Source organism: Streptomyces sp. NPDC031121 (assembly GCF_055570615.1).
Genome location: NZ_JBVIGV010000002.1, coordinates 440,772 through 456,985, shown reverse-complemented (window position 1 = coordinate 456,985; position 16,214 = coordinate 440,772). Strand labels below are relative to the sequence as shown.

General features: G+C 75.0%; 1 pseudogene. It reads left to right on the top strand.

What is annotated here, in order from left to right:
- Positions 1 to 63: 63 nt before the first annotated feature.
- Positions 64 to 16,089: pseudogene (locus ACZ462_RS05150) on the top strand (type I polyketide synthase); the annotation flags it as partial.
- Positions 16,090 to 16,214: the final 125 nt, after the last annotated feature.

Below are 16,214 nucleotides of genomic sequence, written 5' to 3'. Positions count from 1 at the left end.
TCCGGCCGTCTGTCGTCTTTCACCTCTTCTCCATCGCTGTAGGAAGGCTCCACCCCCATGTCGAACGACAGCAAGCTCGTTGACTACCTCAAGTGGGTCACCGCTGATCTGCACCAGACGCGCCAACGACTGCTGGAAGTCGAGTCGGAGAAGCAGGAGCCGATCGCGATCGTCGGAATGTCCTGCCGCCTCCCCGGCGGTGTGCGCTCGCCCGAGGACCTGTGGCGGCTGGTGACGGAGGGCCGCGACGGCATCTCCCCGTTCCCCACCGACCGGGGCTGGAACCTGGAGGCCCTGTCCGGCGACGGGAGCGGCAGCAGCGCCTCGGTGGAGGGCGGCTTCGTCGACGCAGCGGCCTTCGACGCGGACTTCTTCGGGATCTCCCCGCGTGAGGCAATGGCGATGGACCCCCAGCAGCGGCTGCTGCTGGAGACCTCCTGGGAGGCTTTCGAACGGGCCGGGATCGACCCGGCGACCCTGCGCGGCAGCCGCACCGGCGTCTTCGTCGGCACGGCGGGCGTGGACTACGTGGGCGTGGTCATGAACTCCCAGGAGGACGTGGAGGGCCACGCGACGACCGGCCTGACGGCCAGCGTCCTCTCCGGCCGCATCTCGTACGCCTTCGGGCTGGAAGGCCCGGCGGTGACCCTCGACACCGCCTGCTCGTCCTCGCTCGTCGCGCTCCACGTCGCCGCGCACGCCCTGCGCTCGGGGGAGTGCACCATGGCCCTGGCCGGCGGCGTGACCGTCCTGTCCACGCCGATGAGCTTTTCCGGCTTCAGCCGGCAGGGCGGGCTGGCGGGGGACGGGCGGTGCAAGGCGTTCGCGGATGCCGCCGACGGCACCGGCTGGTCCGAGGGGGTGGGCGTACTGGTTCTGGAACGCCTGTCGGACGCCCAGCGCAACGGGCATGAGGTCCTTGCCGTGATCCGCGGCTCGGCCGTGAACCAGGACGGTGCGTCGAACGGACTGACCGCGCCGAACGGTCCGTCGCAGCAGCGGGTGATTCGTCAGGCGCTTGCGTCGGCGGGGCTGTCGCCTGCGGACGTGGACGCGGTGGAGGGGCACGGTACGGGTACGCCGCTGGGTGACCCGATCGAGGCACAGGCGCTCCTGGCCACCTACGGCGCGAACCGTGCCGAGGGCAGGCCGCTCCTGCTCGGCTCGCTCAAGTCGAACATCGGGCACACCCAGGCCGCGGCCGGTGTGGCCGGTGTGATCAAAATGGTCATGGCAATGCGGGAGGGCGTGCTGCCCCGCACCCTGCACGTGGACAAGCCGACCACGCACGTGGACTGGTCGGCCGGTGAGGTCTCCCTGCTGACCGAACAGACGGACTGGCCGGCCACGGGCCGCCCGCGCCGGGCCGCAGTGTCGGCCTTCGGCATCAGCGGCACCAACGCCCACACGATCATCGAGCAGGTTCCGTCCGCCGAAGGCGAGCCGACCGAGCCCGCCGAGCCGGCCGTGACACCCACCGTCGCTCCGTGGGTGGTGTCGGCCAAGTCCCCGGCCGCGCTGGATGCGCAGCTGGCCCGCCTGGGCACCGCGCCCGGAAAGTCCGCGACGGACGTCGGCTACTCGCTGGCCGCGCGACGCGCGAGCCTGACGCACCGGGCGGTGCTGGTGGACGGTGCGGAGGTTGCGCGGGGCGTGGCCGGAGACCGGTCCGTGGCCTTCCTGTTCTCGGGTCAGGGGTCGCAGCGGTTGGGGATGGGGCGGGAGTTGTATGCCCGTTTTCCGGTGTTTGCGGCGGCGTTTGACGCGGTGTGTGCGGAGTTGGATGTTTCGGTTCGGGATGTGGTGTGGGGTGGTGACGAGGCGGGGCTGAACGGGACGGCGTGTGCGCAGGCGGCGTTGTTCGCGGTCGAGGTGGCGTTGTTCCGGTTGGTGGAGTCGTTGGGTGTGCGGCCGGATTTCGTGGCCGGGCATTCGGTGGGTGAGGTTGCGGCTGCGCATGTGGCCGGGGTGTTGTCGCTGGCGGATGCGTGTGCGCTGGTGTCGGCGCGCGGTCGGCTGATGCAGGCGCTGCCCGAGGGTGGTGCGATGCTCGCGGTCCAGGCGACGGAGGAGGAAGTCGGTCCGCTGCTCGGCGAGTCCGTGTCGGTTGCTGCCGTCAATGGCCCGTCGGCTGTGGTGGTTTCGGGTGCCGAGGACGCCGTCGAGAGGATCGGCGGGCACTTCCGCGGCATGGGCCGCAAGACGACCCGGCTGCGGGTGTCGCATGCGTTCCACTCGCCGTTGATGGATCCGATGCTGGACGAGTTCCGTGCGGTGGTGTCGGGGCTGTCGTTCTCCGCGCCGGAGATCGCGATGGCCACGGATGCCGACCTGGTGTGTGATCCGGAGTACTGGGTGCGGCACGTGCGGGAGACGGTGCGGTTCGCCGACGTGGTGCGCTTGCTGGCGGAGCAGGGCGTTGATGCGTTCCTGGAGCTGGGTCCGGACGGGAGTCTGTGTGCGCTGGCCCAGTTGAGCGTCGAGGCCGAGGTCGCCGTCCCGGTGCTGCGCAAGGGGCGGGGTGAGGAGCGGGCGCTCGTCGACGGGCTGGCACGGCTGTACTGCGCGGGCGTGGCGGTCGACTGGGCACGCCTCTACGACGGCACGGGCGCGCGTGGCGTCGACCTGCCGACGTACGCCTTCCAGCACGAGCGCTACTGGCCGAGGCCCGCGCTGCCCGTAGGCGATGTCGCCGGCGCCGGGCTCCGGCCCGCCGAGCACCCGCTGCTGGGCGCTGCCGTCTTCCTGGCCGGCTCGGACGGGACGGTGCTCACGGGCCGCCTGTCCTGCGCATCCCAGCCCTGGCTGGCGGAACACGCGGTGGACGGCCAGGTGGTCTTCCCGGCGACGGGCCTGCTGGAACTCGCCCTCCGGGCCGCCGACCAGGTCGGCTGTGGCCGGGTCCAGGAGCTGACGCACACCGAGCCTCTCGTGCTCGCCATGGACGGCGCCGTTGCCGTCCAGGTGTGGGTGGGCGCACCGGACGAGAACGGAGGCCGGCCGGTCACCCTGCACTCACGGCGTGAGCAGGACTCCGATGCCGAGTGGACCGAGCACGCAGCAGGTGTGCTGGTCACCGGTGCGCCCGTCGTCGTGGCGGACGCCGACGGCGCCGAGGCCGAGTTCGTACTGTCCGGCGAGGTGGCGCGGGAGGCGGATCGCTTCGGTCTGCATCCGGCGTTGCTGGCCGAGGTGGTGCGGGAGGCGGCGGGCGAGCGGGAGCTCGTGCCGGTGTCCTGGCGCGGGGTTTCGCTGCACGCGGCGGGCGCGTCGGTCGTGCGGGCGCGGATCGGCCGTACGGCTGAGGACTGCGTTTCGCTGGTGCTGGTGGACGCCGAGGGCGCACCGGTGCTGTCCGTGGCGGAGCTCCGTCTCGGAGCTCTCGCGATGCCCGTGGAGACGGTGCCGGGGCGCGACGGGCTGCTGCACCTGGAGTGGACCCCGGCGGACCTCTCGGAAGCCTCTGCTGCCGACGACGCGGCGCTCACCGTCTTCTCCGTCGAGGGCGGTGTCTCGCCCGAAGCGGTCCACGCGGCGTGTGCCCGGGCCCTCGCCGCGGTGCAGGAGTTGCTGGCGGGGCCTGAGGGTTCGCGTCTGGCGTTCGTGACGCGGGGTGCGGTGTCGGGGGCCGACCTGGCGGGCGCCGCGGTGTGGGGCCTGGTGCGGGCCGCGGAGTCGGAGAACCCGGGCCGCTTCCTCCTCGTGGACGTCGACGACGATTCCGAGCCGTCCCTCGCGCAGGTGCTTGCGGCGGGGGAGTCGCAGGTTCTCCTCCGGGGCGGTGTGGCCCATGTGGGCCGCCTCGCGCGACTGGGCCGGGATGCCGGTGTGGTGGGGTCGCCGTGGGGGGACGGGACTGTGCTGGTGACGGGTGGTACGGGTGGTTTGGGTCGTGAGGTGGCCCGGCATCTGGTGGCTGTGCACGGGGTGCGGAGTTTGCTGTTGGTGTCGCGTCGGGGGCCGGATGCTCCGGGTGCGGTGGAGTTGCGGGATGAGCTGGTTGCTTCCGGTGCGGATGTGTCGGTGGTGGCGTGTGATGTGGCGGACCGGGATGCGCTGGCGGAGGTGTTGGCCGGGGTGGGGTTGTCGGCGGTGGTTCACGCCGCCGGTGTGCTGGATGACGGTGTGGTGACGTCGCTGACGGCCGAGCGGTTGTCGGGGGTGTTGCGTCCGAAGGTGGATGCGGCCTGGCATCTGCACGAGCTGACGCAGGGCCTCGACCTGTCGGCGTTCGTGTTGTTCTCGTCGGTCTCGGGTGTGATGGGTTCGGCGGGTCAGGGCAATTACGCGGCGGCGAATGTCTTCCTGGACGCCTTGGCGGCGTATCGTCGTGGTCTGGGTCTGGCGGGGCAGTCGCTGGCGTGGGGTGCGTGGGCGCCGTCGGGTGGTATGACGGCGACGTTGTCCGAGGCGGACCGGCAGCGGATCGCAGCCTCGGGTGTCCCCCCGCTGTCCGTGGAGCAGGGGCTGGCGCTCCTGGACGCGGCGATGGCCACCGACCTGCCCTACCTCGTCCCCCTCGGCCGACTCGCGACCGGAACCGGGGCACGGCTGCGCGGCGAAGTACCCACCATGTTCCGGGGTCTGGTCCGCGGCGGGCGCCGGATGGCCGCCACCACCGCGGGCGGAGCCGCGACCGCCGTCGCGCTCGCCGCCCGGCTGTGGGAGCTGCGCGAGGCCGACCGCACCCGTACCGTCGTCGAGATGGTGCGCGCGGAAGCGGCAGCCGTCCTCGGGCACGCCTCCGCGCAGACCATCGGCGCGGACCGGGACTTCCACGACCTGGGACTCGACTCCCTCACCGCCCTGGAGCTCCGAAACCGCCTCACCGAGGCCACCGGCCTGCGGCTGCCCGCCACCCTCGTCTTCGACTACCCCACCCCCACCGGGCTCGCCGCCCACCTCCTCGCCGAACTCCTCGACGAGAACGGCGACGTACGCCTGCCGGCCGCCGTGGCCACCGGAGCGGCCGACGACCCGATCGCGATCGTCGGCATGGCCTGCCGCCTGCCCGGCGGCATCGACTCGCCCGAAGACCTGTGGGACCTCGTCCTCGAAGGCCGGGAAGGAATCGCCGACTTCCCCACCGACCGCGGCTGGGACCTGGACACGCTCCTCGGCGCCGGCAGCGGCCCGGACGGCCGGGGCCGCAGTGCCACCGCCAAGGGCGGATTCCTCCACGGGGTCGCCGAGTTCGACGCCGGATTCTTCGGGATCTCGCCGCGCGAGGCCCTCGCCATGGACCCCCAGCAGCGGCTCCTGCTGGAAACCTCCTGGGAGGCCGTCGAGCGCGCCGCCATCGACCCGGGCACCCTGCGCGGCAGCGCGACCGGCGTGTTCGTCGGCACCGGCGGCCAGGACTACCTCACCCTCGTGATGAACTCCCCCGAGGACATCGAGGGCCACGCCGGCACCGGCCTCGCGGCCAGCGTCGTCTCCGGCCGCGTCTCCTACACCCTCGGCCTCGAGGGCCCGGCCGTCACCGTGGACACCGCCTGCTCCTCCTCCCTCGTGGCCATCCACCTGGCCGCCCAGTCCCTGCGCACCGGCGAGTCCTCCCTCGCCCTCGCCGGCGGCGTCACCGTGATGTCCTCCTCCCTGGGATTCCCCGGCTTCACCCGGCAGGGCGGCCTCGCCACCGACGGGCGCTGCAAGGCGTACGCGGACGCCGCCGACGGCACCGGCTGGTCCGAGGGCGTGGGCGTCCTCGTCCTGGAACGGCTCTCGGACGCCCGCCGCAACGGGCACCGGGTGCTGGCTCTCGTACGCGGCTCCGCCGTCAACCAGGACGGCGCCTCGAACGGCCTCACCGCCCCCAACGGGCCGGCCCAGCAGCGGGTCATCCGTCAGGCCCTCGCCAACGCGGGCCTGACGGCCGCAGACGTCGACGTGGTCGAAGGGCACGGCACCGGTACGACCCTCGGCGACCCCATCGAGGCGCAGGCGCTGCTGGCCACCTACGGCCGGGAGCGCGGCGAGGGCGGCCGGCCGCTCCTCCTCGGCTCGCTCAAGTCGAACATCGGGCACACCCAGGCCGCCGCCGGTGTGGCCGGAGTGATCAAGATGGTCATGGCCATGCGGCACGAGACCGCCCCTCGGACCCTGCACGTGGACGCACCCTCCACCCACGTCGACTGGTCCGCCGGAGACGTGCGGCTGCTCACGGAGGCCACGCCGTGGCCATCCGTCGGCAGGCCGCGCCGGGCCGCCGTATCGGCGTTCGGCATCAGCGGCACCAACGCCCACACGATCATCGAGCAGGCGCCGCCGACAGACGCGCCGGACGCGGACGCCTCCGCGCTGCCCGCGGTCGCGCCCTGGGTGGTGTCCGGCACGTCCGAGACCGCCCTCGACGCGCAGATCGACCGGCTGACCGCCCACGCCGGCGCCCTGCCCGCCCTGGACGTCGCGTACTCGCTGGCGGCGGGGCGCCGCGTGTTCGAGCACCGGGCCGTCCTCGTGGACGGAGCCGAGATCGCCCGCGCAGCAGCCGTGGACGGTCGTCTTACGGCCGTGCTCTTCTCGGGACAGGGCTCCCAGCGGCTCGGCATGGGCCGCGAGCTGTACGGCCGCTTCCCGGTGTTCGCCGAGGCCTTCGACGCCGTGTGCGCGGCCCTCGACGAGCACCTCGACCGTCCCGTCCGCACGGTCGTGTGGGGTGAGGACGAGGACGCGCTGAACGGCACCGCGTACGCGCAGGCGGGCTTGTTCGCCACCGAGGTGGCGCTGTACCGGCTGGTCGAATCGCTGGGTGTGGAACCCGAGTTCGTCGCGGGGCACTCGGTCGGCGAGATCGCCGCCGCGCACGTCGCCGGGGTCTTCGGCCTCGCCGACGCCTGCGCGCTCGTCGCGGCGCGCGGCCGGCTGATGCAGGCCCTCCCCGACGGCGGAGCCATGATGGCCGTGCAGGCCACGGAGGAGGAGCTGCGGGCGCTGCTCGACGCGGACACGCTGCCGGACACGGTGTCGATCGCGGCCGTCAACGGGCCGTCCTCGGTGGTCGTCTCCGGCGCCGCCGACGCGGTCGCGCGGATCGGGGCGCACTTCGAGGCCGCGGGCCGCAAGGTCACCCGGCTGCGGGTGTCGCACGCCTTCCACTCCCCGCTGATGGACCCGATGCTGGACGGGTTCCGGGCGGTGGCGGCCCGGATCGCCTACGCCGAGCCGCAGCCGGCACTCGTGTCGAACCTGACGGGTGCGGTGGCCGGCCCGGGCCTCGTCACCACCCCCGACTACTGGGTGCGGCACGTCCGCGAGACCGTCCGCTTCGCCGACGGGATCGGCGCGCTGCGCGAGGCCGGAGTCTCCGCGTTCCTGGAACTCGGCCCCGACGGCATCCTCACCGCAGCCACCCGGACCGCCCTCGGAGTCCAGGACGACGTCTGCGTCGCCGTGCCCGCGCTGCGGGCCGGCCGGCCGGAGGAGCGGGTGCTGGTCGAGGCGCTCGCCCGGCTGCACGTCAACGGCGTACGCGTCGACTGGACGCGGCTCTTCGACGGCACCGCCGCCCGGACCGTCGACCTGCCCACCTACGCCTTCCAGCGCACCCGCCACTGGCCGCAGACCGGCACCGCCGTCCCCACCGCCGACACCACCCGCGCCGATTCCGCCGACGCGGAGTTCTGGACCGCCGTCGAGAGCGGGGACCTGGCCGCCCTGGCCACCGACCTCCGCGTGGACGGCGACGCGCTCGGCGCCGTGCTGCCCGCCCTGTCGGACTGGCGCAGGCACCGCCGCGACCAGGCGCTGCTCGACGCCCTGCGGTTCCACGAGACGTGGCAGCCGCTGGGCGCCGTGGCGGACGGCACGCCCGCCGGGACCTGGCTCGTGGTCGCGCCCGCCGAGGGCGCGGACGACGGCTGGACCGCCGCCGTACGGGAAGCGGCCGGCCCCGACGCCCTGCACCTCACCGTGGAAGCGGGAACGGACCGGGCCTCGCTGGCCGCCACGCTGCGACGACTCACTCACCCCGCGGCGGGATTCGCGGGCGTGCTCGCGCTGCCCGCCCCGGCTCCGGCCGAGGCCGCCGCGGCGACGGCCGTGCTCTTCCAGGCCCTGGCCGACGCCGGGATCACCGCACCCCTGTGGTGCGCGACCCGCGGTGCGGTCGCCGTCGCCCGGACCGAGGACCTGCCGTCCCCGGCCCAGGCCGGCATCTGGGGACTCGGCCGGGTCGCCGCCCTGGAACACCCGCAGCGCTGGGGCGGGCTCATCGACCTGCCCGAAACGCTCGGCGCGCGGGCCGCCCGGCGGCTCAGCGCCGTCCTGGCCGGCCTGGACGGCGAGGACCAGATCGCGGTGCGCGACTCCGCCGTGTACGCACGACGGCTGGTGCCCGCGCCCGCCGGGTCGCCGGACGCGGGCTGGCAGCCCGCCGCCGCACACGCCGACGGCACCGTGCTGGTCACCGGCGGCACCGGCGGCCGGGGCAGCCGTACCGCCCGCTGGCTCGCTGCCGCGGGCGTACGCCACCTGCTGCTCGCCGGCCGGCGCGGCCCCGCCGCTCCCGGCAGCGCCGAACTCGTCGCCGAACTGCGCGCCCTGGGCGCCGAAGCCACCGTCGTGGCCTGTGACACCGCCGACCGGGACGCCCTGGCCGCCGTACTCGCGGCCGTCCCCGCCGAGCACCCGCTCACGGCCGTGGTCCACGCGGCCGGCATCGTCGACGACGGGGTGCTGGACGACCTGACCCCGCAGCGGCTGACCGCCGTACACCGGGCCAAGGCGCTGACGGCACTCCACCTGGACGAGCTGACGCAGGGCCTCGACCTGTCCGCGTTCGTGCTCTTCTCGTCCGTGGCCGGTGCCGTCGGCACCCCCGGCCGGGCGGCCGCCGCCGCCGCGAACGCCGTCCTCGACGCGCTCGCCCAGCAGCGCCACGCGCGCGGCCTGCCCGCCACCTCCCTGGCCTGGGGCGCCTGGATGGACGGCGAACCGGCCGCCGGTGAACCCGTGGAGCCCGGCACGGCCGACCGCGGCCCGGCCTCCGCCGAGGCCGGCGCGCCGGGTGCCCGCCGGGCGGCGGTTCCCGCCGTGCACCCCGAGCTGGCGCTCGCCGCCCTGCGGCAGGCCGTCACCCGGCCGGCCCCGACCCTGATCGTGCTCGACCTGCGCCAGCCGCAGATCCTCGACACCCTCGTGGGACTGCGCGGCAACCCGCTGCTGGCCGGACTCCCGGCCGCCCGGCAGGCCCTCGCCGCCGCCGAGACGGCCCGCGAGGACATCAGCTCGCAGGCACACGAACTCACCCTGCGCCTGCGGGCCCTGCCCTCCGCCGACCGCCCGACCCTCGTCACCGACCTGGTCCGCACCCACGTGGCGGCGGTCCTCGGCCACACCGGCAAGGCGGCTGTCGCCGCCGACCGCAAGTTCCGCGACCTCGGGTTCGACTCGCTCACCGCCGTCGACCTCTCCGCCCGCCTCGGCCTCGCCACCGGCGTCAAGCTGTCCGCCACGGCCGTCTACGACTACCCGACCGCCACCGCCCTCGCCCGGCACCTCCTCGGCGAACTGCTCGACGAGCAGCAGCCGGACGGCACGGACGCCGCCGCACCCCGCACCGCCGCCGACGACGACCCGATCGCCATCATCGGCATGGCCTGCCGCCTGCCCGGCGGGGTCCGCACCCCCGAGGACCTGTGGCAGCTGGTCGCCACCGGCGGAGACGGCATCGAACCCTTCCCCACCGACCGCGGCTGGGACCTGGCGACCCTCCGCTCCGGCGACCGCGACGGACGGGGCCGCAGCGCCACCCTGGAAGCCGGATTCGTCCCCGGCGTAGCCGACTTCGACGCCGGCTTCTTCGGGATCTCGCCCCGTGAGGCGATGGCGATGGACCCCCAGCAGCGCCTGCTGCTGGAAACCTCCTGGGAGGCCGTCGAGCGGGCCGGTATCGCACCCGACTCCCTGCACGGCAGCCGCACCGGCGTGTTCGTCGGCACCAGCGGCCTCGACTACGCGACGCTGATGATGAACTCCCGCGAGGACATCGGCGCCCACGCCGGCACCGGCCTCGCCTCCAGCGTGCTGTCCGGGCGCGTCTCCTACGTCCTCGGCCTCGAAGGCCCCGCCGTCACCGTCGACACCGCCTGCTCCTCCTCCCTGGTGGCCCTGCACTCGGCCGGACAGGCGCTGAGGGCCGGCGAATGCTCGCTGGCCCTCGCCGGCGGCGTCACCGTCATGGCGACGCCCGTCGGCTTCACGGGCATGACCGTCCAGGGCGGCATCGCCGCCGACGGCCGCTGCAAGGCGTACTCGGACGCCGCCGACGGCACCAACTGGTCCGAGGGCGTCGGCATGCTCGTCCTGGAACGCCTCTCCGACGCCCGGGCCAACGGGCACGAGGTCCTGGCGCTCGTACGCGGCTCCGCCGTCAACCAGGACGGCGCCTCCAACGGCATCACCGCCCCCAACGGCCCCTCCCAGCAGCGCGTCATCCGCCAGGCCCTCGCCGCGGCCGGACTGACCCCGGCCGACGTGGACGCCGTCGAGGGCCACGGCACCGGCACCGCCCTCGGCGACCCCATCGAGGCGCAGGCACTCCTGGCCACCTACGGCCAGGGCCGCGACCCCGAGCGGCCGCTGCTGCTCGGCTCGCTGAAGTCCAACATCGGGCACACCCAGGCCGCCGCCGGCGTGGCCGGCGTGATCAAGACCGTCCTCGCGCTGCGGCACGGCCTCCTGCCCAAGTCCCTCCACATCGACGAGCCCTCGACCCACGTCGACTGGACCGCCGGCGCCATCGACCTGCTCACCGAGGCCCGTCCGTGGCCCCGGACGGACCACCCCCGGCGGGCCGGCGTGTCCTCCTTCGGCATCAGCGGCACCAACGCCCACACGATCATCGAGCAGGCCCCGTCCGGCGCGACCCCGCCCGCCGGGACCCCGGCGGACGCACCGCCCGCGGCACCGCTCGTGCGGCCCTCCGCCGTGCCGTGGCCGGTGTCCGGCGCGACCCCCGCGGCCCTGGACGAGCAGCTCACCCGCCTCACGGCACACGCCGAAGGCCGTGACCCGCTCGACATCGGCCACTCCCTCGCCACCACCCGCAGCACCTTCGCGCACCGCGCCGTCCTCGTCGACGGCACGGAGGCCGCCCGGGGCGAGGCCGCCGCCCGCACCACCGCCTTCCTCTTCTCCGGGCAGGGCGCGCAGCGCCTCGGCATGGGCCGCGAACTGTACGGCCGGTTCCCGGTGTTCGCCGACGCCTTCGACGCCGTGTGCGCGGAACTCGACCCCCGCCTGGAACGGCCGCTGCGCGAGGTCGTCTGGGGAGGCGACGCCGACACGGCCGACCGGACGGAATACGCCCAGGCCGGGCTGTTCGCCGTGGAGGTCGCCCTGTTCCGGCTCCTCACCTCGCTCGGCGTACGCCCCGACTTCGTCGCCGGCCACTCCGTCGGCGAGATCGCCGCGGCCCACGTGGCCGGGGTGCTCACCCTCGCCGACGCGTGCACCCTGGTCGCCGCCCGCGGCCGGCTGATGCAGGCCCTGCCCGAAGGCGGCGCGATGGCCGCCCTCCAGGCCACCGAGGACGAAGTCCGCCCGCTGCTCACCGCGCGGGTGGCCGTCGCCGCCGTCAACGCGCCGTCCTCGGTCGTCGTCTCCGGCGCCGCGGACGCGGTGGAGGCCGTACGGGACCACATCGCGCGCATGGGCCGCAGGACCAAGCGGCTGCGGGTCTCCCACGCCTTCCACTCCCCGCTGATGGACCCGATGCTGGACGAGTTCCGGGCCGTCGTCACCGGCCTGGCCTTCGCCGAGCCGGCCGTCCCGCTCGTCTCCACCCTCACCGGCGCCCAGGCCGGAGCCGAACAGCTCCGCGACCCCGCCTACTGGGTCCGGCACGTGCGCGAAACGGTCCGCTTCGCCGACGCCGTGCGCGCCCTGCGCGACGCCGGAGCCTCCGCCTTCCTGGAGGTCGGACCCGACGGCACCCTCGCCGCCCTGGCCCCCCAGAGCCTCGGCGAGGACACCGGCCACTGCGTCTGCGTGTCCAGCCTGCGCGCGGACCAGCCCGAGGAGAGCGCCCTGGTCACCGCCCTGGCCCGGCTGTACGTCACCGGCGTGGCAGTCGACTGGCCGCGGATCTTCGACGGCACCGGCGCCCACACCACCGCCCTGCCCACGTACGCCTTCCGGCACGACCGGTACTGGCCGCGCCCCGCACCCCTGTCCGGGGACGTCACCTCGGCGGGCCTCGTCCCCGCCGCACACCCGCTGCTCGGCGCCGCCGTCCCGCTCGCCGGATCCGACGGCGTGCTCTTCACCAGCAGGCTCTCCCTCCGCGTCCACCCCTGGCTGCTCGACCACCGCACCGGCGGCGCCGCCCACTTCCCGGCCACCGCCTTCCTCGAGCTCGCCGTCCAGGCGGGCGACCAGGTCGGCTGCGGACACCTCAAGGAGTTCACCGTCACCGCACCGCTGCCGCTCGACGGCGGCGCCGAACCGGTCGTCCAGGTCTGGGTCGGCGCACCCGACGAGGACAGCGGGGACCGTTCCGTCGCCTGCTACGCGCGCCCCGGCGACGCGGCCCCCGAAGAACCCTGGACCCGGCACGCCACCGGCACCCTGACCGCCCAGCCCTTCACCCCGCCGCAGGCCCCGATGGTCTGGCCGCCCGCCGGCGCCGCGGCCGTCGACCTCGACGGCTTCTACGGCGACGGCACACCCGGACCCGTCTTCCAGGGCCTGCACGCCGCATGGCTGCACGGCGAGGAGGTGTTCGCCGAGGTGCGGCTGGCCGGTGAGACCGCCGACGACGCCCGCTGGTTCGGCCTGCACCCCGCCCTGTCCGCGGCGGCCCTGCACGGCGCCGCCCTGCTCGGCCTCGGCGACGAGGACCGGCTGCCGCAGCCCCGGGCCTGGCAGGGACTCACCCTGCACGCGGGCGGCGCCTCCGTGCTGCGCGTCCGCCTGACCCGCTCCGGCGAGGACACGGTCGCCATCGGCGCCTACGACGCCGAGGGCGCCCCCGTCCTGTCCGCCGCCTCGGTCACCCTGTCCGCCGCCGCCGAAGCCGGCACCGGCACCGCCCGCGCCACCGACCGCGAGCCGCTGTTCCACATCGAGTGGATCCCGGCCGACACGGACGGCACGTCCACCGCGGCACCCGACGCCCGCGCCCTCGGCGCGGACGACCCGTACGGCCTCGGCTCCCGCACCGCCACCCTCGCCGAACTCGCCGCGCCCGGCACGCACGTCCCGGACCTGGTCGTCGTACGCCTGCCCGAGTGCACCGGCGGCGACGTGCCCGCGGCCGTACACGCCCTGACCGGACAGGTCCTGGCCCTGGTGCGGGAGTGGCTGGACGGGGAGCGGTTCGCCGCCTCCCGGCTCGTCTTCGTCACCCGCCGGGCGGTCCGCGCCACCGGCGGGGACACCGTCACCGACCTCACGGGAGGCGCCGCCTGGGGCCTGGTGCGCTCGGCGAACTCCGAGCACCCCGACCGGTTCGTCCTCCTCGACACCGAACGGGACACCGACGTCACCGCCGCCCTCCGCCTGCTCGCCGGCCCGCTCGCCGCAGGCGAGGCCCAGTTCGCCGTACGCGACGGGGTGCTGCGCGTCGGCAGGCTCGCCCGGCTGGCCACCGCCCCGAGCCTGCTGCCGCCCGCCGGACAGGCATGGCGGCTGGCCCTGGCCGACGGCGGCGCGGCCGGCGACCTGCGGCTGGAGCCCTGCCCCGACGCGGCACGGCAGCTCGCCGACGACGAGGTACGCGTCGCCGTCGCGGCCGCCGGACTCACCGGCGAAGCCGCCGACGGCCCCGCCGCCCGGATCGCCGGCACCGTCATCGCCACCGGCCCCGGCGTGCGCGGTCTGCGGGCCGGCGACCGGGTGACGAGCCTGCGGGCGGTGCCCGCCGGACCCGTCGCCGTCCTGGAGGAGAGCGGGCTCGCCCCCGTCCCCCACGGCCGGACCTGGGAACAGGCCGCCGCCACCCCCGCCGGCCACGTCGTCTCGTACGACATCCGGCACGCCCGGGCGGCCCTGCGCGCCCGCACCCCGGAGGGCGGGCCCCTGGACGGCACGGTGCTCACCATGCCGCCCGTGTGGGACCCCGAGGGGACCGTCCTGGTCACCGGTGGCACCGGCGCGCTCGGCCGGCACCTCGCCCGCAGGCTGGCCGCCCGCGGCGTCCGGCACCTGCTCCTCACCAGCCGGCGCGGCCCCGCCGCACCCGGCGCCGCCGACCTGGCCGCCGAACTGGAGAGCCTCGGCGCAGACGTCACCGTCGCCGCCTGCGACACCGCCGACCGGGAGGCAACCGCCGCCCTGATCGCGGCCGTCCCGGCCGCCCACCCGCTCACCGCCGTGATCCACACGGCCGGTGTCCTGGACGACGGCGTCGTCACCTCGCTGACGCCCGCACGGCTGTCGGACGTCCTGCGCCCCAAGGTCGACGCGGCCTGGCACCTGCACGAACTGACCCGGGGGCTCGACCTGGCCGCCTTCGTGACGTTCTCGTCCATCGCCGGCGTCATGGGCAGCCCCGGCCAGGGCAACTACGCGGCCGCGAACTCCTTCCTCGACACCCTCGCCGACCACCGTGCCGCGCTCGGACTGCCCGGCACCTCGCTGGCCTGGGGCCCGTGGGTCCAGGACGACGGCATGACCAGCGAGCTCAGCGACACCGACATGCGGCGCATGCAGTCCGGCGGCATGCCCCCGCTCTCCATCGACCAGGGCCTCGCCCTGTTCGAGGCCGCCCTCGGCTCCGCCGAACCGCTCGTCATCCCGATCGGGCTGACCGGCGCCGGCATGCGCCCGCAGGGCGAGGTCCCCCCGCTGTTCCGCGGCCTGGTGCGCACCGCCCGGCGCACCGCAGCCAACAGCGCGGGCGGCAAGGACGCCGCCGCCGACCTCGCCCGCCGGCTCCTCGCGCTCGGCGAGAGGGACCGCCTCCGGTACCTCACCGATCTGGTGCGGACCGAAGCCGCGACCGTGCTCGGCCACGCATCCGCCGACGCCGTCGAGGCCGACCGGGACTTCTACGAGCTGGGCTTCGACTCGCTGACCGCCGTCGAACTGCGCAACAAGCTCGCCGCCTGCACGGGCATGCGGCTGTCCGCGACGGTCGTCTTCGACAACAAGACGCCCGCGGACCTGGCCGGCTGGCTGCGCGGCGAACTCGCCCAGCAGGCCAGGGCCGAGGACGGCACGGGTACCGGCGCCACCCTGGCCCTGCCCTCGGGCGAGGCGGACCCCGGATCCCTGGAGAACCTGTTCACCAGCGCCCTCGCCGACGGTAAGGAGGCCGAGGCCCAGCGCATGCTCGTCGCCGTCGCCGCGCTCCGCCCCAGCTTCGAGGCATCGGCCGAACTGGAGGACCTGCCCTACGCGTCCACCCTCGCCGAGGGCCCGGCCGCCCCCAAGCTGATCTGCATCAGCGCGCCCACCGCCAACGCCGGCGTCCACCAGTACGCCCGACTGGCCGCTCACTTCCGCGGCAAGCGGGAGGTGGCGGCGCTGCCCCTGGTCGGATTCGAGACCGGGGAACGACTGCCCGCCACCCCGGAGGTCGCCACCCGGGTGATCGCCGAGAGCGCCCTGCGGGCGGCCGAAGGCAAGCCGTTCGCCCTCGTCGGCCACTCCTCCGGCGGCTCCTTCGCCTACGCGGCGGCCGGACTGCTGGAACACACCTGGGGCATCAGGCCCGCCGCCGTGGTGCTGCTGGACACGTACAGCTTCCAGCACAAGGACGACGAAGGCATCGACTACCAGGGCATGATGCGGCTCAACTTCGGCGCCACCGGCCCGCAGGCCCGTGCGGACGAGGGCCCCGTCGTCCGGCTCAGCAGCGCCCGGCTGTCGGCCATGGGCCGCTGGATGGTCCTCCTCAGCCGGCTCCAGGTGCAGCACACCAGCGCCCCCGTGCTCCTGGTGAAGTGCGCCAAGCAGCTGTTCGGAGCCGATGACCGGCCGATCGAACAGCAGCCTTCGGCCGAGCGCGCCCCTCTCGTCGCGGGAGCGCACGAGCGGCCCGTGGACGCCGACCACCTGTCGGTGATCCGCGAGGACTCGGCGCAGACCGCACAGATCATGGAGGAGTGGCTCACCGCGCACGCGCGCACCGACCGCGGCTGACACGGGCCGACCTCCCCGGACCGGCGCACCGGACACCCCTACCCAGGGGTCCGGTGCGCCGCCGTGTCCCGCCGCCGCGGCACGCCTCTAGGGAAAACCGCAGTCGGTGCTGGTGAGACTGGGCG